16 protein-coding genes are annotated in these 24,833 nt (G+C 40.5%); 8 read left to right on the forward strand and 8 right to left on the reverse strand.

Annotation, left to right across the window (positions count from 1 at the left end; translation table 11 throughout):
* Positions 1 to 421: 421 nt before the first annotated feature.
* From R1T16_RS14480 to R1T16_RS14495, 4 genes are all read right to left on the reverse strand, one after another.
* Entirely contained in the window at positions 422 to 3,196 is a 2,775-nt protein-coding gene (locus R1T16_RS14480) for a PD-(D/E)XK nuclease family protein (protein ID WP_317501836.1), read from the reverse strand.
* Positions 3,197 to 3,259: 63 nt separating this feature from the next.
* Positions 3,260 to 4,645: an OmpA family protein gene (locus R1T16_RS14485; protein ID WP_317501837.1), complete on the reverse strand. Its 1,386-nt coding sequence runs from the start codon at positions 4,643 to 4,645 to the stop codon at positions 3,260 to 3,262.
* A 105-nt stretch (positions 4,646 to 4,750) separates the two neighbouring features.
* Positions 4,751 to 5,944, reverse strand: coding sequence for a glycine C-acetyltransferase (kbl, locus tag R1T16_RS14490; RefSeq protein WP_317501838.1), 1,194 nt, complete (start codon positions 5,942 to 5,944; stop codon positions 4,751 to 4,753).
* 44 nt (positions 5,945 to 5,988) lie between these two features.
* Entirely contained in the window at positions 5,989 to 9,126 is a 3,138-nt protein-coding gene (locus R1T16_RS14495; protein WP_317501839.1) for a UvrD-helicase domain-containing protein, read from the reverse strand.
* A 120-nt stretch (positions 9,127 to 9,246) separates the two neighbouring features.
* Between R1T16_RS14495 and R1T16_RS14500 the strand changes: the two genes are divergently transcribed.
* Positions 9,247 to 9,855: a superoxide dismutase gene (locus tag R1T16_RS14500; RefSeq protein WP_317501840.1), complete on the forward strand. Its 609-nt coding sequence runs from the start codon at positions 9,247 to 9,249 to the stop codon at positions 9,853 to 9,855.
* A 309-nt stretch (positions 9,856 to 10,164) separates the two neighbouring features.
* Here the strand turns inward: R1T16_RS14500 and R1T16_RS14505 are convergent, their stop codons facing one another.
* Positions 10,165 to 10,947: an alpha/beta hydrolase gene (locus R1T16_RS14505; protein ID WP_317501841.1), complete on the reverse strand. Its 783-nt coding sequence runs from the start codon at positions 10,945 to 10,947 to the stop codon at positions 10,165 to 10,167.
* 114 nt (positions 10,948 to 11,061) lie between these two features.
* Between R1T16_RS14505 and R1T16_RS14510 the strand changes: the two genes are divergently transcribed.
* Positions 11,062 to 12,189 (forward strand): AbiH family protein, encoded by a 1,128-nt coding sequence (locus R1T16_RS14510; protein ID WP_317501842.1) that lies wholly within the window; start codon positions 11,062 to 11,064, stop codon positions 12,187 to 12,189.
* Positions 12,190 to 12,307: 118 nt separating this feature from the next.
* Here the strand turns inward: R1T16_RS14510 and R1T16_RS14515 are convergent, their stop codons facing one another.
* Positions 12,308 to 13,600, reverse strand: a complete 1,293-nt coding sequence (locus tag R1T16_RS14515; protein WP_317501843.1) for an aminopeptidase P family protein — start codon at positions 13,598 to 13,600, stop codon at positions 12,308 to 12,310.
* Between the two features lie 147 nt (positions 13,601 to 13,747).
* Here R1T16_RS14515 and R1T16_RS14520 point away from each other — a divergent pair, with 147 nt between their 5' ends.
* Both R1T16_RS14520 and R1T16_RS14525 read left to right on the forward strand, forming a co-directional pair.
* Positions 13,748 to 14,848 (forward strand): Fic family protein, encoded by a 1,101-nt coding sequence (locus R1T16_RS14520; protein ID WP_317501844.1) that lies wholly within the window; start codon positions 13,748 to 13,750, stop codon positions 14,846 to 14,848.
* 54 nt (positions 14,849 to 14,902) lie between these two features.
* Positions 14,903 to 15,562 carry a hypothetical protein gene (locus R1T16_RS14525; RefSeq protein ID WP_317501845.1) on the forward strand — a complete coding sequence of 220 codons (660 nt, stop codon included), beginning with the start codon at positions 14,903 to 14,905 and terminating at the stop codon, positions 15,560 to 15,562.
* Here R1T16_RS14525 and R1T16_RS14530 read toward each other — a convergent pair whose 3' ends face one another.
* Complete coding sequence (locus R1T16_RS14530) at positions 15,563 to 16,924, reverse strand: hydroxymethylglutaryl-CoA synthase family protein (RefSeq protein WP_317501846.1); 1,362 nt, start codon at positions 16,922 to 16,924, stop codon at positions 15,563 to 15,565.
* Between the two features lie 179 nt (positions 16,925 to 17,103).
* Here R1T16_RS14530 and R1T16_RS14535 point away from each other — a divergent pair, with 179 nt between their 5' ends.
* The 4 genes from R1T16_RS14535 (at position 17,104) to R1T16_RS14550 (ending at position 21,808) form a co-directional block, all read left to right on the forward strand.
* Positions 17,104 to 17,955 carry a ChaN family lipoprotein gene (locus R1T16_RS14535; RefSeq protein ID WP_317501847.1) on the forward strand — a complete coding sequence of 284 codons (852 nt, stop codon included), beginning with the start codon at positions 17,104 to 17,106 and terminating at the stop codon, positions 17,953 to 17,955.
* Between the two features lie 217 nt (positions 17,956 to 18,172).
* Positions 18,173 to 19,012: a succinate dehydrogenase cytochrome b subunit gene (locus R1T16_RS14540; protein ID WP_317501848.1), complete on the forward strand. Its 840-nt coding sequence runs from the start codon at positions 18,173 to 18,175 to the stop codon at positions 19,010 to 19,012.
* 15 nt (positions 19,013 to 19,027) lie between these two features.
* Positions 19,028 to 21,034 (forward strand): fumarate reductase/succinate dehydrogenase flavoprotein subunit, encoded by a 2,007-nt coding sequence (locus R1T16_RS14545; protein ID WP_317501849.1) that lies wholly within the window; start codon positions 19,028 to 19,030, stop codon positions 21,032 to 21,034.
* A gap of 12 nt (positions 21,035 to 21,046) precedes the next feature.
* Positions 21,047 to 21,808, forward strand: a complete 762-nt coding sequence (locus tag R1T16_RS14550) for a succinate dehydrogenase/fumarate reductase iron-sulfur subunit (RefSeq protein ID WP_317501850.1) — start codon at positions 21,047 to 21,049, stop codon at positions 21,806 to 21,808.
* A 103-nt stretch (positions 21,809 to 21,911) separates the two neighbouring features.
* Here the strand turns inward: R1T16_RS14550 and R1T16_RS14555 are convergent, their stop codons facing one another.
* Entirely contained in the window at positions 21,912 to 24,830 is a 2,919-nt protein-coding gene (locus tag R1T16_RS14555) for a triple tyrosine motif-containing protein (protein WP_317501851.1), read from the reverse strand.
* Positions 24,831 to 24,833 lie beyond the last annotated feature (3 nt).

Consider the following 24,833-nt stretch of genomic DNA (forward strand, 5'->3'; position numbering starts at 1 on the left):
AATTCTAACGTCATATATTCGCTCTAGAAAATAGCATTAGTAAAATTAATTTTACAGTATTTTTGGGGGCAGGGAAAGGGAAAACGGAAACGTTTTCCCTTTCCTATTTTATATACTTTTTGTAATTTACTGATAGTTAAAATATAAATGTTAAAAAATGCATTTGGTCGATAAATGATGCTTTTAATCGTCTTTGTGTGCATTTAGTCTAAAATGCTTGCGTAATATTCCATAAGACTATAAGTTTACCATAAGAAAATAGCATTAGTAAATTAATTTTTACGGTATTTTTGGGGGCAAAAAAAGGGAAAACTTCACTGTTTTCCCTTTTTTATTTGGAATTCTTACGGTTTATCCTGCAAGTAATCATATTCTAACTATACTATGCAGGCATATAAAGTGTTAAAGGCCTGAATATTACTTATTGAATCTTTTCCTCAAACGGAATTTCGCTGTTAAGTATTTCTAATATCAGTACAATAAGTTCCGATTTAAAATTTTCAAGCATTTCACTGTCTATTGCTTCTAATACCGCAACAGATTTATCTATTCCGTCTTTAAAGCTAAAATTCATAAAGCCACTCTTCATATTCTTAAACGAAATTATTCCGGCTTCGGTTTCCAGTCCGTCATTGTGCGGTTCATACATAAAAGCATAGGTCAGCAGCTGTATGATCTTTTCGTTTTTCAGGTCGGTGGTCATCCCGTCCCATGTTTTTAGAATAAGGTTACCTTTTTCTACCTTACCGGTTTTGTAATCGGTAATCCTTATTTTTCCGTTGCGTATCTCTATACGGTCAATATTTCCTGATATTACAACAGGATAGGGCAGGCGTACATCATTTAACACCCTGCTGAATTTTTCCTCCAGCGCCAGTATCTTAACGGCATCGCCCTCGGCAAGTTTAGCCTTTTCCTGCTTTAGGAAATTATGTACATTTCGTTTGGCAACCTCAAAGGCAAGCAGGTTTCGCCCTTTTTTTATCTCTCCCTCTTTATATACCTCTTTAAATTGTTTCATTACCTCATCATCGGCAACGGCAGCCATTCCTTCTATGTTGTGTGTCGCAAGAAAGGTATTTATGTATGGTCGGTACAGGTTTTCAAGCGCGCCGTGAATAATTGTTCCAAGTGTATTTAGTGCAATACTTTCTTCAACCTCTTCTGCTTCGCTTATGCGAAGCACCCTTTGGTAATAAAACTGCATTGGGTTGCGTATGTACCCCGTTAGTGCCGAAGGAGAAAAACCTTTTACCGTGGCAATTTCCTTAAGGCGTTCTAAAACCTTTTCTGTTTTAGGTATAACCATAGGCTGATAAGCCTTGGGAGGCAAAACGGCATTATATATTTCTGAAGTTAGCGTATGCTCAGGCTTTTTCTCTATTTCCAATTGTGTTAGGAAGCGGCTGCGTTCGCCTGCATCAAGACCTTCGCTTTCGGTGTTGTAAAGCAGGTATACGTTTTTAGCACGCATAAGCAGGTGGTAAAAATGATAGGTATAAATTGCATCCTTCTCTTTGTAGGTAGGCAGTCCCAGTTCGCGCTTTACATCATAGGGTATAAATGAATTCTGGCTCTTTCCTGCGGGAAATTTTCCTTCGTTCATAGAAGTTATAATTACGTTCTCAAAATCCAGCACACGGCTCTCTAAGACGCCCATGATCTGCAATCCTGATAGCGGCTCACCCTCAAAGGAAACCTCTGCCAGGTCTATAACCTGTTTATAAATGGTATAGAGTACAGAGAGGCTGTTCATGTGGGTATGCTGCTCATAATAATTGATCAGCTTATTGATGACTTTGAAAATTGAATAAAGAAATGCCTTAGTGATCTTATCTTCTTCATCATCATTGCTCATAAAGCCTTTTAGGGCAACAAGAATTTCAGACAGCCTGTTAAGGATGCTGCCTGCATCGCCATCCCAGCGGTCAAACAGTAATCTAAAAAACGGCGACGCATCGGTGTGCAGTTCATAAAGCCTGCTGTGCGAAAAGAAGGTAAAGTTGTTCTTGTTGATGGCTTCAACAAGTTCTTTGGCTTTTGCGTAAGGCTCCACCAAAGGATGAGTAAGTATATCTAGCACTTCCCTGTAATACAGGGTGTAGCTTTTTTCATTTCGGTTAATTGCATTGGTGTGCAGCTTGAACAGTTTTTGAAGTAACAGCTGTGCCGGGTTGTTCTTGCTGCTGTAACCCATGGTAATGTTAAGCGCGCCAACACTTTTAGACAGGCTGTAGAGAAGAGGTATAAGCATGCTCTCTTCGCCCAGGACCAGCGCTGTCTTGTCAAGGCTGTGACCTTGTTCTGTTATCTGTTCGATGAGTTCACCTGCAATTTTGGCCTGTCCTACGCTCTTGGGCGTGCCGATGATGTTGATGTTCTTTGACTGGCTAAAGTTGTCTGTAATCCATTCAAATGGCTGCTGTGCATATTGTTTCCATTCTTTCTTAAAACGGCGTATAAACAAGCCTGCGTCATGGTAGGCGTCATTTAAGAAAGCTTCATCTATATCCCAGTATATTTCTGCCTGCCCCAATGTAAGCAGATGCTGTATTATTTTTTCCTCGGCGGCGTTAAGCGCGTTAAAACCGGCAAATACCATTTGTCCTTTTGTATAGGAGTTAGAAAAATGGTGGATATTATTTACCGCCTCACGGTAAATAAGACCCTGGTAGCCTGCGCCTTTTTCTAAAAGGTGGCTGTATAATGTTTTGTAGTATAGTGGCAGTAGTTTCCAGAATTCAAGATAGTTGTCTATCATTGTAGTCCGTTTTTCTACATCTACCGCCCAGTGCTCTATCTCCTGGATGTTTTCAAGGTAGTTAAGCACATAGTCAGGATTAAGAAGATAGCGGTCTATCTCGTTAAAATCCTGAAGAAGTGTTTTTGCCCAGTTAGCAAAAGTTTCAAAAGGCTGCTGTTTTTCCTTAGGGGTAAGGGTAAGGTATATGGTGTAAAAATCAAAAAGAAGTTCTATAGTGTCTATGGAGCGTATTGATGCAACATCCTGTACAAAATCTTCAATGCTTATTATCCTTGGTGCAAAGACCGTTTCACTTAGCTGTTTCTTAAGGGCTTCAAGAAGAAATATCCTTGCCCTTTTGTTAGGTAGTACAACTGTTATGCCGGCAAGGTTAGTGCCGTGGTTGTTTATTAATTGTGTGCTTAGTTTGTCTAAAAAAGTTGCGTCTGCCATGGTATAAAAATAAAAAACGTCCCTGAATATCAGGGACGCTTTTCAATTTATTTTGGAGTTTCCTTATTCTTTGATAAGTTTAACTTCTACCCTTCTGTTAAGAGCTTTACCTTTTGCAGTTTTGTTAGTTGCAATTGGTTTAGTTTCACCGAAACCTACAGATTTAAGTCTGTCAGAAGCAATACCGTTTTCAACTAGGTAAGCTTTAACTGCAGCAGCTCTGTTTTCAGACAATGTCTGGTTAAGCGCGTTGCTACCGTCACTGTCAGTGTGTCCTTCAAGAAGGAACTTAGAGTTAGGGTATTCTTTGAATATTTTGTTCATGTTTTGAAGAACTACATAAGTTTCTTCTTTGAAAGTAGCTTTACCACTGTTGAACAGGATAGTTCTAGCGTACTCATTAAGTCTTTTGATAACTTCTTCAGTTACTTCTGGACAACCACGGTTAGCAGCAGTACCTTTCACTTCAGGACATAGATCATCTTTATCTAATACTCCGTCACCGTCAGTATCTGGCCATGGGCAGCCTGCGTTTTCTTTAGGACCAGCAACATCTGGACATTTGTCATCTTTGTCAGCAACACCGTCACCGTCAGTATCAGGACAACCTTGTAGGCTGGCAGGACCAGCAACTTCTGGACAAGCGTCATCTTTATCAGCGATACCATCACCATCAGTGTCAGGACATCCCTGGAACTGAGCTAGACCAGCAACTTCTGGACAAGCGTCATCTTTGTCTGGAATACCATCACCATCTGTGTCAGGACATCCCTGGAATTCTTTAAGACCAAATACCTCTGGACAAGCATCATCTTTGTCATAGATACCATCTTTATCTGTATCTTTTCCTCCAAATTTGAAAGTAAGACCAGCAAAGTGCTGTAGGTGTCTTGGTACGTTAGCTTCAGCTTGGTCTTCGAATGAATGTTTGTAAGTAGATTGTACTGTAAGACCAACATTTTCTGTAAACCAGAAGTTGAATCCAATACCTCCATTTAAAGTACCATTACCTTTTTCGTCTAACCATGTGTAACCTCCACCAATGTGGATGAATGGATTAAACCAGCTTTTTGGCATGATGCTGTACTTAACGATCGCATCTGCACCGTAGTACGTGTAATCATCAACATGAGCGATGTCATGAGTATTGGTAAATGGGTAGCGGTATACAACTTTGTCAACTTTGTTAACAGATCCTGTTAAGCCAACAGAAAAGTTGCTTCCGATGTTTCTTCCTACTGTGATGTAAGATACAGATGGAAGTACATTCCATTCGTCAGTTTGGAAAAATTTGTCAAACTGGTGAGGAAACTCAGATCCAGCTCCGAAACGGGTGTGAACCGCATTAACACCAAAGCCGATAGCCCATGGGTTGTCTTCGTCCTGTGCCTGCGCGTTAAGGCTTAAAGCCAAAACCCCAGCAAGGAATAGTTTGTTAAGATGTTTCATACTTTATTTAATTACAAAGGTTATATGATGACAAATTTACTTTGTTAAAACTGAACAGCAAAACGTTTTATTAAAATTTATCTTACGTTAAGGGCTAAATTGGCGTTAAATTATAGTTAATGCTTTCCCAACCTCTGTAAATGAAGCGATTGCATGGTCTAAATGTTCCTGTGTATGGGCTGCAGAAAGCTGTACTCTTATCCTTGCTTTATCCTTTGGAACCACAGGAAAGAAGAAACCGATTACATAAATGCCTTTTTTAAGCAATTCATCGGCCATTACCTGAGATAATTTCGCGTCATAAAGCATTACAGGCACGATTGCAGAGTCACCATCTATAATATCAAAGCCTGCTTTTTTCATACCTTCTTTAAAATAATTGGTGTTCCACTCCAGCTTATCCCTAAGGCTGGTGTCTTTTTTAAGAAGCTCAAATACTTTTAATGATGCACCAACGATTGATGGCGCAAGTGAGTTAGAGAAAAGGTATGGCCTTGAACGCTGCCTTAATATTTCTATCACTTCTTTTTTAGCGGTTGTGTAACCGCCCATGGCACCGCCAAGCGCTTTACCAAAGGTTCCTGTAATAATATCTACCCTGCCCATTACGCCTTTGGCTTCAAGTGTGCCTTTTCCGGTAGCGCCTATAAAACCTGCAGCATGGCACTCATCAACCATTACCATGGCATCATATTTATCGGCAAGGTCACATATTTTGTCAAGAGGAGCAACAAGCCCGTCCATAGAGAAAACACCATCGGTAACGATAAGTTTAAAGCGGCGGCCCTCTTCAGTAGCCTTTATAAGCTGTTCTTCGAGCTCTGCCATGTTGTTATTGGTGTAGCGGTAACGCGCCGCTTTACAAAGACGCACACCATCTATGATAGAAGCGTGGTTAAGACTGTCTGATATGATACAGTCTTCTTCGCCAAGTAACGGTTCAAATACCCCTCCATTAGCGTCAAAAGCTGCGGCGTATAATATAGTATCTTCTGTTCCGTAAAAATCGGCAACTGCTTTTTCAAGCTCTTTGTGTAAATCCTGTGTTCCGCAAATGAAACGTACAGACGACATACCAAAGCCGTGTGTGTCCAGTGCATCTTTTGCAGCCTGAATAACTTCCGGGTGGGATGACAGCCCAAGGTAGTTGTTGGCACAAAAGTTAAGCACTTTCTGGCCAGAATCTAATGTTATCTCTGCTCCCTGCGGCGAAGCGATGATACGTTCTTTTTTGTAAAGGCCGTTTTCTTTAATTGTTTCAAGTTCGGTCGTCAGGTGTTCTTTGATCTTTCCGTACATGTTTATGATTTTGTAGTTTATATATTATTGTATTCTTAAAAAAGTCAGGTCAAATTTACCACATTTATATCTTCGCCTATATATACCAGTGTTTTTTTAATTACCATAAGCCCCATTTCTTCAAGAGCTGTTTGGTAGGCAGTAAGCTGTGCAGCATATTTTTGTTGGTGTGCCCCGGTTTTATAATCGAGTAATAGAGCGGTGTTTCCTTTTACTGCAACCCTGTCGGGTTTTATGGTTTGCACCTCATGTCGAATGATGCTTTGTTCATTATAAATAAGGTTGTCTTCGGCAAAGAAAACCATAAGTTCAGGATGGTATATAATAGCCCGTAATGTTTTTTCTACCTGATCCTGCTGACTCCTTATTATAAGCCCGTCTTCTACAGCCCTTACCAATGCCAGTGGGATATCATGCACTGTTCTTATAAATGATAATATCTCGTGCATTACATTACCAAATTCAATAGCCTGCAATCGGTTTGTGCCCCACATGAGCGATTCGCGCTGTGCGATCTTAACACCACGCGGACTGAACCTTTCGCCCACTACGGCAATAGATTTTTGATGGTCAAGGAATTCTTCAGTGTCAGAGATACGTTGAGGATTGCCGAACTCATATTGCGTTATGCGGTTATCAAACAGCTGTTTTTGCATCAGGTATTTAATAAAATACGATGACATATTGTTTGTCAGTTCGCCTTTGCTGGTAAAATTGCGGTTAGATATAATATATAACTGTTCTTCGGCACGGGTAAGTGCTACATATAATATATTAATGTTATCGAGCAGTTCTTCCTGCGATTTTATAAGATACAGTTCTGATGCTTTTTCGCCATACTGCGCCACATCTTTATTGCTGTCTACCAGCGCTTTTTGGAATTCAAAAGTAGTATCATCAAGTTCCAGCCACATCTTGCTTCTTGGCGATCGGCTGTAATCTTCTTCGGCAAACGGAAAAATAACAACCGGAAATTCCAAGCCCTTTGATTTGTGGATGGTCATAATGCGCACGGCATCATTTCCTTCGGGCGATGGTATACTAAAGCGCGAACCGTTATTGTCCCAGTAATCCAGAAAGTCAGCAATGCCTGACTGGGTGCGCATATCCCTTTCCAAAACCAGGTCAAGGAAATACTGCACATAACTCTGGTTGCTCTTTTGTTTTATAAAAGCATCTATTATGGTTTCTACTGCTTCATAGAGCGAACGTTTACGGCAGTTTTTAAATGATATGTCTATGCCGTGAAGCTGCAGCCAGTTCTCCAGATGCTCTTCGGTAGGCTGGGCCATGCCTTCGGCAATGAAATCGTGAATGGCTATATCACTCTGCGTTGTCGCAGCAAAATATAAAAAGTATGCTTTGGCCTCAATATTCTCATTGCTCTTAAGATAGCGCAGCAGGTTAATGATAAGCTTAACCTCTGTCGCGTTTTCTATCAGCAGTGTTTCAGATGATAATATGGGGATGCCCTGCTCTGTGAGGAAATTAGCTAAAAGTACTCCGGGAGTACGTTTTCGCGTAAGCAGAACAATATCCCTATAGGAAAAACCGTTAGTCAAAGCTTTATTGATTACTGCGAGTGTGGCTTCAAGGTACAAAGTGTCTTTGTCGGTTTCCTCTTCGGCATCTTTTTCAATTTCCGGAATAAACGAAATGTTTACGTAGCCGCCGGCTTTATCATTAGTCTCCTGATTGCTGGAAGCATACATGGCCTTGTAATCCACATTCTCAAATTCTCCCGAAAGCACATTGAAAAATTCGTTGTTAAAGCCGATGACCTGCGAATAGCTCCTGAAGTTCGTGCCCAGGTTCAGTATCTCTTTATCAGGATTAGAGAACGGATTGTGTTCTTTACCAAGTTCTATAAACTGTTCGGCTTTGCCACCGCGCCAGCGATAGATGGATTGTTTAGGGTCGCCCACAAGCATCAGAGTGCCACGGTCGCCCAACAGGTCTTCAGACGACAGCGCATTATCTATAAGAGGGATAAGGTTATTCCACTGCATTTGCGAGGTGTCCTGAAACTCATCTATAAAAAAGTGGCGGTAGCGTTCACCAAGGCGCTCATATATAAAAGGAGCGGGCTGATTTTGTATTTCTTTATGGATGATGGCGTTGAACTCGGAAATCGAAAGTACATTTTGTTCTTTCTGAATGCGCTCCAGTTCCTGCCCAATGGAGTTAAGCAGCGATAGCGGTGTTATATTTTTAAGGAATGCCTGGTAAAAGTTGCGCTTCTCGTAGTTCTTGTAGGCTTTTAGTAATAGTGCCAGTATTTCAGGTAGTATGCTTTCTATGATATCGCGGTCTTTTGCTGTTTTATTGATGCGCACATCGTCAGACTCAAAATACTTTTTGTGGCTGTTAATCAGCACGCCATCGCGTATGTATTCTATATGTTTAGGAAAATGCCCTGCCGAAAATGATTTAAGGTCGATACCGCGGCTTTCCATAAAGGCAAACATTTCATTAGCAATAGCCATGCTTTCGGCCTCAAGTGCTGCAACCGATTGTTTTAGCTTCTCCTTTATAAAAAGGAACTCTTCAATACTCTTGTCTTTAAACTGGTGTAACTCGTTGCGGTTGTTTTCGTCTATAAGCAGTTTACCCGTCTCAAACAGTTCGTAGGTAACATCCCAGCTTTTGTCGTTATCAGTTTTATCAAGTGAGAAATCCACAAGTAATGAAGTCAATACCTCATTTTCTCCTGCTTTGGCAATAATTGCATCTACTGCTTCCTGTAAAAGACTGTCGGTTTCCAGCGAAACGTCAAACGAAACAGGCAGGTTAAGGTCATGTGCAAAAGCACGGATCACCTTATGCGTAAATTTATCTATCGTAGAAATATCAAAGGCGGCATAGTTATGTATGATATTTTTTATAATCGCCCTCGACTTATCTTTTATGGTAGCAATAGACAATCCGGTTTCTCCCGAAAGCACATTCATCAAGGCATGGCCCCTGTCGGACGGATCGTCTTTCGAAAAATCAGAGAGGCTGGCAATAATACGCCCTTTCATTTCCTGCACCGCTTTATTGGTAAAGGTTATGGCGAGTATTTTTTTGTAGGCATCATCGGTCGTGCTCTGCAAAAGTATGCGCAGGTACTCCTTAACCAGCGTATAGGTTTTACCCGAACCAGCCGAAGCATTGTATATGGAAAAAGCAGTTTTATGCACTTATAATGAATGTATTAGATTTTAAAGTAAGAAATTATAACAAAATCTTAATTATTGTAAACCCTAAAAGGCGTAAATTTGGATTTAAAATTAATATTAATCTTTTAAATTACGGATATTATGGCCTTTGAATTACCAAAACTTCCTTATGCCTATGATGCCCTGGAGCCACATATTGATGCCAGGACTATGGAAATACACCATACAAAGCATCATAATGCATATACTACAAATTTAAATGCAGCTATTGCCGGAACAGATCTTGAAGGCAAAACTATAGAAAACATACTTATTAACCTTGATATGTCTAATGCTGCGGTTAGAAATAACGGCGGAGGTTTTTACAACCACAACCTTTTCTGGACAGTTCTTTCTCCTAAAGGAGGCGGCGAACCTACAGGTGAGCTTGAAGAGGCTATTGATAAGGCTTTTGGTTCTTTTGAAGAATTTAAAGCTAAATTCGCGAAGGCTGCTGCAACGCAGTTTGGTTCAGGATGGGCTTGGCTTTGCGTGCAAAAAGGTGGCAAAGTTGATGTTTGCGCTACACCTAACCAGGATAACCCATTAATGCCGGAAATCGGTTGCGGCGGTACGCCAATACTTGGTCTTGACGTTTGGGAACATGCGTATTACCTGAACTACCAGAACAGAAGACCTGATTATGTTGAAGCTTTCTTTAATGTAATCAATTGGGAAGAAGTTGCAAGGCGTTATGCTCTTGAAAAATAATATATAATTTTTAAATTATATGTAGAACGGGTATCGAAAGGTGCCCGTTTTTTTGTGGTAGACACACCCCACCCCTCTCAAGAGGGGACAAGCTTCACTCAGATCTGATCGTTGGAGTAAGCGGGCAGGAGTGTTCCCCTCTTGAGAGGGGTTAGGGGTGAGTTATGTATTTAATTGAACGCGGATGACGCGGATTTTGGCGGATCTTCGCAGATTTTAAAGGATCAGGATGATAAGGCGTGAAAATTTTTGTAATCTCTGCATCTTCCTTGCATATCTCTGTGTAATAGCCCGATAACTGTAAACCCCTTAACATCCTTTAAAAAACGCCAATGTCTCTTTTAAGAGCTCGTCGCGGTTTTCAATATGGCTCATGTGTCCGTATGGATAGGTAACGAGCTTGACATCGGTGTTTTCTACCTGGTCGGCGTGTTCTTCGTAGATCAGACTCTGGTCATGTTTGCCCAGAACAAGCATTACAGGATAAGGTGAGAAGTGCAGTATCACTTCGCGGTCATTGCGCACTTTCATGCCTTCCAGCGCGGCAACAATGCCCTGGAGCGGTGTTTTTACGGCCTGCTCGCGCAGTGCCTCAATATCGTCAGCCAGGCGTTCGCGGTTTTCTTCACTGAAGAGGTTTGCAATGCTCATGCGTACAAAAGCAGTATAGTTTTGCTTTACGGCTTTAATGGCACGATCGCGGTTGACTTTTCTTTCCTCACTGTCGGCACGGGAAGTGGAATTTTGCAATACAAGCCCCTTGATCATATCAGGGTATAATTCGGCGAATGCCAATGCCACATAACCACCCATGGAATGGCCCATAAAGATAGCCTTACGGATGCGCAATTCGTGCAGCACGGCGCTTATGGCATCGGCCATATCTTCCATACTGTGCACATAGCCCAGGCACTCGGTTTCGCCATGGCCTAAAAGGTCGATGGTAATAACTCGGTACTTTTTAGAGTACTCGGCAACAAAAAAATCCCACATGGTACTGTTTTCAAGGAATCCGTGCAGTAGGACTATAGCGGTGCCTTTTCCGGTATCGGAATAAGCGATGTTGATGTTTTTGTAACTGAGGTTTTTCATTTTTGTCCGATGTCGGCAGGCCGAAATATGTGTGGTGCAAAAATACTTTATCCTGTCTAATAGCACAACGATGTTAACTTATTTAATTTAAATTTGGGAATCAATTGTATACAAATGAACAGACTGGTTATTGTAGGAAACGGATTTGATCTGGCACACGGTTTGCCAACAGGGTATTGTGATTTTATTGATAGTTATTGGGATGTAGTTTTAGAGGATATTAAATTTCAAAATGAATCTAAAATATCTTATGAAGATAATCTTATTTCGTTTCAAATGAATTTTGGTCATAATTATCCTATTACTGCTGTCGAAAACTTTAGGTTAATAAAGACTTATGATGAACTTACTGGATTTGCTAACACTTTTAATAGTGTATATACTAATGCAGATCTAAGACGTAGTTTTACTTTTAAAAATCGATTTTTTCACACTATAAATAAAAAGAAATCTATACAAAATTGGGTTGATATTGAAAACGAATATTATAGACTCTTAAAGGACTGTTTAAAAGAAGGTGATAATTCAAAAGTGAAAAAGCTTAATCAAGAATTTGAACAGGTAAAGATATTATTGATTACATATCTTCATGAAAATATAAATGAAGAGTTTGATTTTAAAACTACGGAGGACCTATTGCCAATAGTTCAACTTTTTGAGAAAACAGGTAATGAAAGTGGAACGCAAAATCTATTTTTAAATTTTAATTATACAAAAACAATAGATGCTTATATAACGGCTTTTTCTAAGACTATAGATGATGCATGGCGTGGCAAATCTCAACAAATTCAAATTCATGGAAAATTAAATGACCCTGACAATACAGTAAATTTTGGTTTTGGAGATGAAATGGATGATGATTACAAAGCTATTGAGAAAAAAGATGATAATGAATATTTAAAAAATATTAAATCATTCCAATATTTTCAAAATTCGAATTATAAAAATATGCTAGGTTTTGTTGATAGAAGTAAATTTCAGGTATTTATAATGGGTCACTCCTGTGGTTTATCGGATAGAATATTGTTGAATAAGATATTTGAGCATCGCAATTGTACTTCGATTAAGGTATTCTATTATAAAAATGGAGATTGGGATAATTATACAGAAATAGTCCAAAACATTTCGAGGCATTTCAATAAGAAAGAAATGATGCGGGAGAAAATCGTAAATAAATCGCTCTGCCAGCCATTACCTCAAAATATACGATTTGCTAAAAAAGAAAACGGCTCACAATCGTAAGCCGTTTTCTTATATAAATTAAACACACCCCTAACCCCTCTCAAGAGGGGAACTCCACTCAAACGTGTTATTAGGAATGAGTAAGCACTGCAAACTGCGACTGACTACTATAAAATAATTAAGCGTTCATCAGGCTTTCAATCTCGTCTGCTTCGATAGGTATATTGCGCATCAGGTTGAAAGGTTCGCCGGTTGGCTGGATAACCACATCATCTTCAAGGCGAATACCAAAACCTTCAGCAGGGATATAGATACCCGGTTCTACGGTAAATACCATATTTGCTTCCATAGGCTGTACTAAAAGTCCGTAATCGTGGGTGTCCAGCCCTAAGTGGTGCGATGTGCCGTGCATAAAATACTTTTTATAAGCCGGCCAGTCCGGGTTTTCGTTCTGAACATCGGCTTTGTCAATAAGCCCAAGCCCAAGAAGCTCTGATGTCATTATTTTACCCACTTCCATGTGGTATTGTTTCCAAAGCGTGCCCGGGACAAGCATTTTTGTGGCCTCTTTCTTAACGCGAAGTACCGCGTTGTATACTGCTTTCTGCCTGTCGGTAAAACGCCCGTTAACAGGGATGGTGCGGCTAAGATCGCTTGAGTAATTGGCATATTCGGCAGCAACGTCAAACAGGATCAGGTCACCGTCTTTACATTGCTGGTTGTTTTCTACATAATGCAGTACGTTAGCATTGTTGCCCGAAGCGATAATTGGTCCGTATGCAAATCCTTTAGAGCGGTTGCGTACGAACTCATGCAGTAGTTCTGCTTCGATCTCATACTCCATAACACCCGGTTTTGTAAAACCAAGAATTCGGCGGAAGCCTTTCTCGGTAATATCGCAGGCTTTCTGCATAAGGTCAAGCTCTTCACTTTCTTTGATGGAACGAAGCCTTTGCAGGATCGGGTTACTTTTAGCAACCTGGTGTGCAGGGTATTTCTCTTTCCACCATTTAATAAAACGGTCTTCGCGCGTTTGCGTTTGTACCGACGAACGATAATGCTCGTTAGTATTAATATAAATAGTGTCGCAGTAGGTCATTATTTCAAAAAGCACTTTTTCAAAATCCTGAAGCCACTGTATGTTTTTAATGCCCGAAACTTCGGTAGCGCGCTCTTTGGTAAGTTTTTCCCCTTCCCAGATTGCAATGTGCTCGTTGGTTTCGCGTACAAAAAGTATTTCGCGCAGGTGCTCATAAGGTGCATCGGGGCAAAGCAATAGTATAGTTTCTTCCTGGTCGGCGCCGCTAAGGTAAAATATATCGCGGTGCTGCTGGAATGGCATTGTGCTGTCGGCGCTTATAGGGTAAATGTCGTTAGAGTTAAATACCGCAACACTTTTAGGCTTCATCTCTGCCATAAATTTTTTACGGTTCTTGATGAACAGGTTACGGTCTATCTGATGGTATTTCATGATATAAAGTTTTATTCGGATACCAAAAGTACTAAGATTATCGGGAAGTAGACTCTTAAAATTTGTGATGCGGAGAAAAAGGATGTTATTCTCCGCATAATTTGCGGAGAATAATTGTATATTTACCGCAAAGATCATTTTACGGGTATGTATATCTATCAGAAAAAAGAATGGCCCAATTTTACATGGAATAGTGAGCAACTACTTCCGCTACTTGGAAAAGTAAGAAGCCTGCAGGGAATACTTATTGGTAAAATGAGTGGATTAGGGTTCGATTTGATTAACGAAGCTTCTTTAGAAATAATAACCCAGGATGTATTAAAATCATCTGAGATTGAAGGAGAGTTGCTAAATCCTGTTCAGGTAAGGTCATCTGTTGCGGTAAGGCTTGGCGTTGAGCTGCCCGGGATTATCCCTGCTGACAGAAATACGGAGGGTGTTGTAGACATGATGCTTGATGCTACTCAAAATTATACGGCTAAATTGAGTGATGAAAGACTTTTTGGCTGGCATCATGCAATGTTTCCATCGGGCAGGAGCGGCCTGTATAAAATAGTTTCAGGAAACTGGAGGGGTGATGCTAATGGGCCTATGCAGGTAGTGTCAGGCTCGTTTGCAAAACAAAAAGTGCATTTTGAAGCTCCGCCAGCTACAGCTTTGCCTCAAGAAATGCAGCAGTTTACAGAATGGTTTAATGGCAGTCAGGATTTAGATGCTGTTATAAAAGCGGGCATGGCACATTTATGGTTTGTAACACTGCATCCTTTTGATGATGGCAACGGGAGGATTGCAAGGGCAATAGCTGATATGCAGTTAGCAAGGGCAGATGGTATTCAGCAACGGTTTTACAGTATGTCTTCACAGATACAGAAAGACAGAAAAACTTACTATGAAATCCTAGAGACAACGCAAAAAGGAAATCTTGATATCACAGAGTGGCTTGAATGGTTTCTTTTGCGATTGTATGATGCCATCCAAGCGTCTGAAATTACACTTAATCGTATTGTGTCCAAGCATAAATTTTGGGACTTGAATCGCACAAAAATTGATAATAAGCGCCAGCAATTAATGTTAGAAAGGCTACTAGATGGTTTTGAAGGTAATCTTACCACGAGTAAGTGGGCTAAAATTACCAAATCATCTACCGATACTGCATTGCGGGATATTAATGATCTCATAGCAAAAGATATTCTTCGCAAAACAGAAAGCGGCGGGAGAAGTACTAATTATGAATTGGTAACCTGTTAATTTGAAGTTGTGTTACAGGGATTAATATATTTACATACTTAATACAAGAAACAGATGATCTTATTTCTTGGTGTTGTTTTTATTGTGTTTTATGTATTTGCCTTTTTTGTGCATAAAAACAAAGATTATAATCTCGGTATTAAATCATCTTTGGTGCTAAAGAAAGTACATTATGTATCGCTATTTTTTTGTTTGACTGCAATAGTGCTTTATAATGCCTTTGGGTTGATGTTTTACGGCTCGTGGACAACCCGTGTTTTTATTATTGCCGCCTTTTTCCCGGGAGTGCTCTACCACTTTGTTTCAGCAAAAGTATATGCGAACAAAATTGAGAAGATTTATTTTATGGTACTTTCATTTATTCCTACAGCCATTCTTCTTTTGCTTTTGATACCATTTTTAGGTTTTGTAATCGTTGCTTCTTTGTGGTTAATGTTATTTGTTCCGGGAGAGAAAGTGTACCAGGATAATAATATTATTGTACAGGTAAATAGTAAAGGGGTATTGTCAGCAAAACAATTTGAGGTTTTAAAAAGACGATACATTTTTGATGAGGTTATTTCTTCAGGCCGTTCAAGTTATAACGATTCAATAAACGTGCGCTACGATCAAAACGAAGCGAGTATCTATTTTTACGGTCTTGGCGAGGATGGTGCGCTTGAAGCTTCTGACAGTTTGAAAGTTGATATTGGAAAAACAAACATCAACAACTAACTACTCCACCCACTTATAATACCTCGCGCCCATTAAATTAGGGATTTCTTTTTCTATCCTGTCCAGTGCCCATTCGCCCGATGGCGCAAGCAGGCTTTCCTTTTGTTCTTTTTTATGCAGTTTCAGGTAGGTGTCAAAGTCAATTTCATTGCTTTCGGCTAAGCTTTCAAAAAGTTGTGCGTTTTTGGCAGCTGTTTTCCAGCCATCCTGAAGCGTGCCTTCAAATACTTTTGATTTTGATCCGCTGCCGTAAGCAAGGAAACCGAATTTTTTTCCGGTCAAATCTTTATCTGCTTTTGCAAAATGGCTTAGCGCCGATAGTAACCCCATAAAAACAGAGCCTGTATAGAGGTTACCGATTAGCGATGAAGCAGGTTCGGCGGGTTGTAACTTTTGGTTCACAAAAGCCTTGTAATCATCTGACTTTGAAATTTCTTTCAGTCGGTTTTGGTAGTCGGCGAGTTCTTCATTACCTGTAAGCAGGGGAGTATCTGCATCCAGCGCAAAGATTTCAGCAAACATACGGCGTCCCTGATAGGCGTAAGGCAGGTGCATGATGATGCTTTCCCATGTATTATATAGTGAGCCTGTGGTGTTAGTCGCATCTTTAAATCGGTAATAGGCCTCACGGGTACGGTCGGTATAACACTGATTAGAGTATTGTCCGTCAAACACCGGCTGGTCTTTATGGATTTCTATTTCGGCTTCAAGGTTGCCAAACCATTCGCTATTGTCTCCGTTTTCTGTTATAACACTTTTTTCAAGGGTGCGGTACGGTTTAAAGAAGTCGAAAACCCCTTTAGTGCTTACAGCCCATTCACTGCCAATAGCTATAATTCGAGGGTCAGCCGTAACCAGCATAGCCAGTGCGCCTGCTCCCTGTGTATATTCTCCGGTAGATTCCAGGTCATATTTGGCAATATCGGTGGTAACGACAATTGCTTTTTTTGTTGGGTTCAGCCGAATGTAATCAAGACAATTGTGCAGCGCATCTACGCCGCCTATGCAGGCAAAGGTAAAGTCTACTGTGTCGCAATTGGAAAATGTTCCATTACCAAACTGCTGTTCCATCAGGGTGTTTAAAAACGACCCAATAGGTTTGCTGCTGTCGATTCCGCTCTCTGTGCCTACATAAATTCGGGCAATATCTTCGGGATCGATGTTGTTTTCCCTGATAAGCTTGGTAAGGGCATTGGCTGCAAAAACAACTGCATCCTGATGGACGTCAGGCAGGGTCATTTTTAATAATCCAAGGCCTTTTTCCAGTTTGTCAGGGTCAATGTTCCTGGCTTGTGCCAATGTTCTTATAGGTAAGTGAAGTTTTGCGATATCAAAGGCAACAGCGTCTATTCCGGTAGTCATTTGTGAGTGTTTAAAGCGTAAAATTAAATAGTATGAACGATACTGCGGGTGTTAAAAAAGGTTAATGCCTCATTTTTGGTAATTATTGAAATTTTAAACTTTATTTTTCGCAATTATGCAAATTATCAACCGCCAATAATGCCTATTTTTGCGTTGCAATTATTACAATCACATTCGTTATGAAATTATATGCCATAGCCGCTTTTTTACTGATAGGATCTTTTGCTAATGCGCAGGATAAGATGCCGTATAAACTTTTTGACAAAAAAGGGAAGGCAACATCGTATAAAAAACTGGTAAATACCGGGGCAGAGGCAGAGGTGGTGTTTTTTGGCGAGCATCATGATAATTCAGTTATCCACTGGCTGGAACTGGAGCTTACTAAAGATCTTGCCGAGAAGAAAACCTTGATATTAGGTGCCGAAATGATTGAAGCAGATAACCAAAAGCAGCTCGATCAATACCTGAAAGGGGAGATCAGCCAAAAAGTATTTGATTCAACTGCGCGCCTTTGGAAAAACCACCCGACCGACTATAAACCATTAGTAGATTTTGCCAAAGAAAAGCACTTTGAATTTATTGCTACAAATGTGCCAAGGCGTTATGCGAGCAAGGTGTACAAAGGCGGTTTTGAAGCGCTGGAAGGCCTTTCGGCAGAAGAAAAAACATGGATAGCACCACTGCCTATAGCTTATGATGCCACATTGCCTGGCTATGTAAAGATGTTGGAAATGAGTGGAGGCCACGGAGGCGATAACCTGCCTAAGGCACAGGCGGTAAAAGATGCTACAATGGGTTATTTTATTGCGAAGAATTTAAAACCAAATACGGTTTTTGTTCATTACAACGGATCGTATCATAGTGATAATTTTGAAGGAATCAACTGGTACCTGAAAAGGGCAAAACCTGGCGTTAAGATCATTACCATTGCGGCGGTTTCTCAAAAAGATATCGACAAACTGGAAAAAGAGTACCTTAACCTTGCCGATTTTATACTTGTTGTAGACGAAGATGTGACCAGGACATATTAAGCTTTACCTGCTGATAATGAGGTTTAATTTCGTTTATATTGCACATTTTTAGGCTTTTTAGGTGTAAAAAATTCTTAAATGCATTTTTAAATTAAAAATACTTCAATAAAATCACACTTTATACTCATTATAAATTACTCTCAAAGGTTGTAGTGAATAGCTTTTTAGCCTTAAATTTGTTTGATTTTTTAAAAACCTTATCTTTTAAACAAATACTATGGCAAAATCTGCACTATTAAAGTCGTCCCTTGCTAAGAAATACTGGATGGCTCTGACAGGTTTATTTCTCTGCCTGTTTTTAACAGGGCATTTACTGGGTAACCTTCAATTGCTTTCTACAGGCGAAAATGCGGCACTTCACTTTAACCAGTACGCATTATTCATGACAACTAATCCTGCTGTAAAGGTGTTGTCTTACTTAACCTATATCTCTATCATTTTCCACGCGATAGACGGTATCATCCTGACAGTACAAAACAAAAAAGCGAGGCCTATTAACTATGTAATGAACAGGCCGGGTAAAAACACGATCTGGGCTTCAAGAAACATGGCTGTTTTAGGTACAGTTATCCTTGTTTTCATTGTAACGCACATGGTGAGCTTTTGGGCAAGAATGCACTTTGATAAAGATATGCCGCTACAAACGGTAACTATTACTGCGGGTGGAATGCCTCAGGAATTCTATCTTACTACAGATGGTGGATATGTCCCTAAAGGGCAGGTGCTTCAGGGTGCTGTTGTAATCAAAAACAGGACTGAGTTTTATGACGCTGCTGCTAATGTTAAGATCAAAGAAGGGTATAAAGACCTTTACAAGATCACTGTGGCATTCTTTAAAGATGCTAAATTAGGTCTTGTATATACTATACTATATGTTATCTCTATGGTAGTTCTTGGTTTTCACCTTTTCCATGGTTTTGGAAGCGCATTCCAGTCGTTAGGTGCAAACAATCCTAAATATAACGGACTAATCAAAAATTTCGGGAAGGCTTTTGCAATCGTAGTTCCACTATTATTCGCTGTTATTCCTGTATTTATTCACTTTATTTTAAAATAATCAACATCAGTAACTATGTTAGATTCTAAGATACCAGAAGGGCATATCTCCAAAAAATGGACAGATTATAAAGACCATTTAAAACTGGTTGCCCCAAACAACAGACCTAAGATTGATGTAATTGTTGTAGGAACAGGACTTGCAGGTGCATCTGCTGCTGCATCTCTTGGTGAGATGGGTTACAACGTTAAGGCATTCGCTTTCCAGGATTCTCCACGCCGTGCGCACTCTATTGCTGCACAGGGTGGTATCAATGCTGCGAAAAATTACCAAAATGATGGTGACAGTGTTTACAGGCTGTTCTATGATACTATAAAAGGTGGTGACTACAGGGCTCGTGAAGCTAACGTGCACCGTCTTGCTGAGGTTTCAGGAAATATTATTGACCAGTGTGTGGCTCAGGGTGTTCCTTTCGCCCGCGATTACGGAGGGATGCTTGACAACCGTTCGTTTGGTGGTACACAGGTTCAGCGTACTTTTTATGCTGCAGGGCAAACAGGCCAGCAGCTTTTATTAGGCGCGTATTCTTCGCTTTCAAGACAAATAGGTGTTGGAAACGTTCAGATGTTTAACCGCCACGAGATGCTTGATATCGTTAAGGTTGACGGCAAAGCGCGCGGAATCATAGCACGTAACCTTATTACAGGCGAAATTGAAAGACATTCAGCGCACGCTGTGATCATCGCTTCAGGTGGTTATGGTAACGTATACTTCCTTTCTACAAATGCAATGGGAAGTAACGTAACAGCTGCATGGAAAATACATAAAAAAGGAGCGTACTTTGCAAATCCTTGCTTTGTACAGATCCACCCTACATGTATCCCGGTTCATGGAGAAAATCAGTCTAAGCTTACGCTTATGTCTGAGTCACTTCGTAACTCAGGACGTATCTGGGTTCCTAAAAAGAAAGAAGATGCTGAAGCGATTCGTGCAGGTAAATTAAAGCCAACACAAATAGCTGAAGATGACAGGGATTATTTCCTTGAAAGAAGATATCCTGCGTTTGGTAACCTTGTTCCTCGTGACGTTGCGTCAAGGGCTGCAAAAGAGCGTTGCGATGCCGGTTTTGGTATCGAGGCAAATGCTACAAACGAAGGTGTTTACCTTGACTTCTCTTCAGAGATCATCAGTAAAGGTAAACAAACGGCTTATGCAGCAGGTAATCACCACCCTTCAGACGAAGAAGTGATAAAACTTGGTAAAGCATGGCTGGAAGAAAAATACGGTAACCTTTTCCAGATGTATCAGCAGATCACTGACGAGAACCCGTATGAAACGCCAATGAAAATTTATCCTGCGGTACACTACACAATGGGTGGTGTATGGGTTGACTATAACTTACAGAGTTCTATTCCGGGCTGCTTCGTAGCCGGTGAGGCAAACTTCTCAGACCATGGTGCTAACCGTCTTGGTGCTTCTGCACTGATGCAGGGTCTTGCAGATGGTTACTTTGTACTTCCTTATACAGTGTCTGATTATCTTGCTAATGATATCCGTACAGGTAAGATCTCTACAGACCTTCCTGAGTTTGTTGAAGCTGAGAATGCTGTGAAAGCACAGATTGATGGTTTCCTTAATAACAACGGAACAAAATCGGTGGACTTCTTCCATAAAAAACTGGGCCATATTATGTGGAACAAAGTGGGTATGGGCCGTAATGAGCAGGGACTTAAAGAAGCGATTGCTGAGATCGATGCTTTAAGAGCCGAATTCTACAAAGAGGTTTATGTACCTGGTGCTGCAAACGAGCTTAATACTGAATTAGAAAAAGCAATTCGTGTTGCCGACTTTATGGAGCTTGGGCAGCTTATGGCAATGGACGCTTTACAGCGTAAAGAATCTGCTGGAGGCCACTTCAGGGAAGAGTATCAGGATGCTGAAGGTGAAACACTTCGTGACGACGTGAACTTTAATTTCGTAGGTGCCTGGGAATATGGCGGAAGCGATATTAATAACGAAAAGCTTCATAAAGAAGTTCTTGATTACGAGTATATTAAAATTGCCGCAAGGAACTACAAATAAAATACAACAGAGATGGCTTCTAATAAAAATATAAATATAAGTCTTAAGATATGGCGTCAGAAAGATGCTAAATCTAAAGGTAAAATAGAAACATACAAACTGGATAATGTTTCTACCGACAGTTCTTTCCTTGAGATGCTTGACCAGTTAAACGAGCAGCTTATCAACAACAGGCAGGAACCTGTAGCATTTGACCATGACTGCCGTGAAGGTATCTGTGGTATGTGTTCGCTTTACATCAACGGTCAGGCTCACGGCCCGGCTAGTAAAGTAACAACGTGCCAGCTGCACATGAGGTCGTTTAAAGATGGTGACACTATCTATATCGAGCCATGGAGAAGTAAAGCATTCCCGGTAATAAAAGACCTTATCGTAGACAGGAGTTCTTTTGACAGGATACAGCAGGCTGGTGGTTTCGTTTCTGTGAATACTTCAGGACGTACTATTGATGCTAATTCTACTCCGGTACCTAAGCACGATGCTGACAGGGCTTTTGAAGCTGCTGCTTGTATTGGTTGTGGTGCTTGTGTGGCGAGCTGTAAAAACGGATCTGCTATGCTTTTCGTAGGTGCAAAAGTATCTCAGTATGCATTGCTTCCGCAAGGTAAAGTTGAGGCTACACAAAGGGTACTTAACATGGTAAGGCAGATGGACGAAGAAGGATTTGGTAACTGTACTAACACTGGTGCTTGTGAAGTAGAATGCCCTAAAGGTATTTCGCTTGAAAACATCGCACGCATGAACAGGGAATACCTTTTTGCAAGTGTAAAATAATCTGAACGATTAGTTATATATGAAAACGTCCCGCGATAGCGGGACGTTTTTTGTGGAATATATTTGAATTCATCTAATGGAAAGATGAATGGGATCGCTAAAACTATGCTGATGCCTCTGCTTCTTTAGCAATGTTTTCCAGAAAGGCAACAAAGTTATCTTCGTGGGCCACCTCAAGCTTTTTGCGGATGCGGTAGCGGGCATTTTCTACGCCTCTTAGCGAGATGTTGAGCAGTGGTGATATCTCTTTGTTGGTTAGGTTCATTTTTACGAAAGCACATAGCCTCAGTTCCCTTTTGGTAAGCGTAGGGTTTAGTTTCTTCAGTTCTTCGAAGAAATTATGGTGCACCTTTTCAAAGTTCACGTCAAATACTTCAAGATACTCTTCTCCTATTTTGTGGGTATTCAGTTTCTGGAATATCTGTAACAGCTTCTTGCGCGAATCGTCATTTTTTACATAATCCTTAAGCTCTTTAAGGTCGGTGGTAAGCTCGTTGAAAATGTCTTTTTTCTTAATGAGAAGCATGGTATAGTTCGCCAGCTCCTTACTGTTGTTAAGCACTTCTTCCTGCAGTATGATACGGTCTTTATTGATCTGTTCCTTATCCCGTTGCAGCTTTAGCTGTTCAAGCTCCAGTTCAAGCATTTTTTTAGCCTTTAGTGCTTCGTTTCTTGTTTTTTCATGGTCACGTTCAATTCTTCGCTTAACGTAGCGTACAATCAATATAATAAGCAATGCAGCTATTATTATGTATAATGCAATGGCAAGATGTGTTTCATACCACTTGGGCAGGATCGTAAAATAGTACTTAGACTCTGCGCCCAGTAATCCCGCTGTGTTTCGGCTGCACACTTTAAATATATAAGTCCCCGGTCTGAGGTGAGTGTATTCTTTAAATGAGATGTTTTGCCATGCCGACCAGCTGTTGTCTACATTTTCCAGCATATAGCTGTACTGCACCTGTGTGCCATGCGTCATTTTTGGCGATGCAAATTCAAACCGAAGGATATCTGTCTGGTTAGGCAGTACCTGTGGCTCTTCTTTTTTGTTGCTGAGCGAAAGCAGGTTTAACTGCTGGTTTTGGGAATAGGATACCTGCGTAATTACTGTATTTACGCCTGCGCTCGTTCCGGGCTTTGCGATGGTGTATAAAAACAAACCATTTGTGGTGCCAAAAAGTACATTGCTTCCACTTATTGTTACTATGCTTTCCATACCGCGGTTAAAGCTTCCTTTAAGGTTTAAAAAGAGATCTTTGTGAAGTTCAGGCTTTTTTTCGGCCGTAAAAAAGTAGCCTGCCTCATCATCCTGTACAAACCAGGTTTTGTTGCCTGCCTGCATTAGCTTACGCGTGTTTTTTGATGGGTCAAGTATACTGTTCAGTTTGCTGTGCGTAACAAACCTGTTTTTTTTAATGTCAAACCTGTAAATACCGGTGTTGGTGGTAAAAACAATATCATTATTCCATCGGGTAACATTGACATTAAACGCCGATTCCAGTCCGTTTTTATTTGTATAATGGTCTACCGAACTTACGCGGGTGTAGGATGGATTGATGCGTATTCTGAAAACCCCTTTATAGCCATGGCATACCCAATAGGTATAAGGTTCGTCTGAAGGCAGTATATCCCTCGCCGACTCATCGAAACCGCCAAGTTTTTCGTGGAGTAGCCACTGTCCGTCTTTTTTCTCAAGAAGGTAAAGACCGTTATAGTGAGCTGCGAGGTAATGATGCGGCTTGCTCTTAATGGGAATTATTTTCCAGAATCCGCTTACGGGGCCTATTTTTTCGGCTATTTCATTATTTATTCTGAACAGTCCATTATCGTGGCCTACAATAATATCGCCTTCTTCCTGCCTTATACTCCATGCCTGGCCGTGCAGGTTTTCAATCTTCTTAAAATCATGGGTGGCAGAAGGATTGAAAGAATTGAAATATGAAAAGTAAATCCCCTGGTTGGTAGCCAGATAAATGTTGTTTTTAAAAACAAGTGCATCATAAACGGAAGCCTTATTGAATAGATAGCTGTAAGGCGACTTAAAGTCAATATAGGCAAGGCCGTTATTTTCAAGTACCCATAAATTACCGTCCGGCATCATGTATAGCCTGTGGATAACCGCTTCCTGCAATGTCTGGAAAAGGGCAGGACTTGGCTTAACTTCACCGTTATTGTTTACTATGATAATCTTAGAGCTTAATGTGCCTATAAATATATCACCGTTGGGGTATTTTATCGCTGACGATACATAATCACGCTGGCTTTTACCGAAAATATTGCTCGTCAACTTAAGAATGCTGTTAGTGGCGCTGCCTTTATATATATTGCCCTGTTTAGAAATCACAATGATTTCTGAACTGCTGTTGCCCGGGAGTATGGCAGCAATTTCTTCGTTGTTGTATTGCTCTCTCGTAAAAACCATAACAGGAGCGTTGCTTGATTTACTAAGCTTCAGGATTCCATAATTTGAATCCTGAATATAGTAATCTTCGCCTACAAGATTAGAATAAATAAACGTGTTGTTTGCAGGTATGTGGGTAGCGATATTGTTTGAAATAATAAGCAGTTCATTAAAGGAGCGGCAGAGCACACGGTTTCCTAACGTATGGATAGCCCAAATGTTTTCGACATTTTTTCCCTCAAGCTGTAGTTCTTCCATTAGCGATTTATAAAAGTATCGGCCTTCCTTATTTTTTTGCAGTTTCCCAATCTCATTATAGCCTCCTGCATATATATCGCCATCTTTGCTTATGGCAAGACTCCGTACAGAAGAATTATTCGGCAGGTTAAGCTTTTGCCAGTGTTCACCATCAAAAATCAGGACGCCGTCGTTATTGCCAAAAAAGAGTTTGCCGTCATTGCTTCTGGTCATTGACCAAAACTGTGGATCGGCATTAAAATCATCTCTTGAATACTGGGATATTTTACCTGACAGCTTAGAATTATCTATAACTGGATTTTGCGCAAATAAGTAAAACTGCAATAAAAGGAGTGAGAAAATATGGATAAACTTTTTTTTCATTGA

This window comes from Flavobacterium sp. DG1-102-2, from assembly GCF_033042555.1.
Classification (GTDB): Bacteria; Bacteroidota; Bacteroidia; order Flavobacteriales; family Flavobacteriaceae; genus Flavobacterium.

Excerpts from the sequence above, each read along its gene's own strand:
- R1T16_RS14480 (WP_317501836.1), bottom strand. The coding sequence starts at position 3,196 with ATGGCAGACGCAACTTTTTTAGACAAACTAAGCACACAATTAATAAAC.
- R1T16_RS14485 (WP_317501837.1), bottom strand. The coding sequence starts at position 4,645 with ATGAAACATCTTAACAAACTATTCCTTGCTGGGGTTTTGGCTTTAAGC.
- kbl (WP_317501838.1), bottom strand. The coding sequence starts at position 5,944 with ATGTACGGAAAGATCAAAGAACACCTGACGACCGAACTTGAAACAATT.
- R1T16_RS14500 (WP_317501840.1), top strand. The coding sequence starts at position 9,247 with ATGGCCTTTGAATTACCAAAACTTCCTTATGCCTATGATGCCCTGGAG.
- R1T16_RS14505 (WP_317501841.1), bottom strand. The coding sequence starts at position 10,947 with ATGAAAAACCTCAGTTACAAAAACATCAACATCGCTTATTCCGATACC.
- R1T16_RS14510 (WP_317501842.1), top strand. The coding sequence starts at position 11,062 with ATGAACAGACTGGTTATTGTAGGAAACGGATTTGATCTGGCACACGGT.
- R1T16_RS14515 (WP_317501843.1), bottom strand. The coding sequence starts at position 13,600 with ATGAAATACCATCAGATAGACCGTAACCTGTTCATCAAGAACCGTAAA.
- R1T16_RS14520 (WP_317501844.1), top strand. The coding sequence starts at position 13,748 with ATGTATATCTATCAGAAAAAAGAATGGCCCAATTTTACATGGAATAGT.
- R1T16_RS14525 (WP_317501845.1), top strand. The coding sequence starts at position 14,903 with ATGATCTTATTTCTTGGTGTTGTTTTTATTGTGTTTTATGTATTTGCC.
- R1T16_RS14530 (WP_317501846.1), bottom strand. The coding sequence starts at position 16,924 with ATGACTACCGGAATAGACGCTGTTGCCTTTGATATCGCAAAACTTCAC.
- R1T16_RS14535 (WP_317501847.1), top strand. The coding sequence starts at position 17,104 with ATGAAATTATATGCCATAGCCGCTTTTTTACTGATAGGATCTTTTGCT.
- R1T16_RS14540 (WP_317501848.1), top strand. The coding sequence starts at position 18,173 with ATGGCAAAATCTGCACTATTAAAGTCGTCCCTTGCTAAGAAATACTGG.
- R1T16_RS14545 (WP_317501849.1), top strand. The coding sequence starts at position 19,028 with ATGTTAGATTCTAAGATACCAGAAGGGCATATCTCCAAAAAATGGACA.
- R1T16_RS14550 (WP_317501850.1), top strand. The coding sequence starts at position 21,047 with ATGGCTTCTAATAAAAATATAAATATAAGTCTTAAGATATGGCGTCAG.
- R1T16_RS14555 (WP_317501851.1), bottom strand. The coding sequence starts at position 24,830 with ATGAAAAAAAAGTTTATCCATATTTTCTCACTCCTTTTATTGCAGTTT.